The 382-nt window shown below is 40.1% G+C and carries 1 protein-coding gene; it reads left to right on the plus strand.

Annotation, left to right across the window (positions count from 1 at the left end; all coding sequences use genetic code 11):
* Positions 1–295: ABC transporter permease subunit (locus SPADD19_RS11050; protein ID WP_128861646.1), on the plus strand; the 295-nt coding region annotated here is incomplete at its 5' end.
* Between the last annotated feature and the right edge of the window lie 87 nt (positions 296–382).

A 382-nucleotide genomic window follows, 5' to 3' on the forward strand; every position in this document is an offset into this window, starting at 1 on the left:
ACGTGAGATCTCAAGAAAACACATCTTCAAAAATGCGATGGTCCCATTGGTGTCTGGTATTCCAGGTGCAATTATTGGAGTTATCTCTGGTGCGACGCTGACTGAAACAGTCTTCGCCTTTCCAGGTATGGGTAAAATGTTGATTGACTCTATTAAAGCATCAAACAACACCATGGTCATCGGACTTGTCTTCATCTTCACATCCCTTGCTATCTTTGCTGCTATGTTAGGTGATATCTTGATGACAGTGCTTGATCCACGGATTAAATTAACGAATACGAAAGGAGGCAAATAATGGCTACAATCGATAAAAATAAATTTCAGTTTGTAAAACGTGATGACTTTGCCTCTGAAATAATCGATGCTCCGGCATACTCATACT

The sequence above is a fragment of the Streptococcus parasanguinis genome (assembly GCF_001578955.1).
GTDB lineage: Bacteria > Bacillota > Bacilli > Lactobacillales > Streptococcaceae > Streptococcus > Streptococcus parasanguinis_U.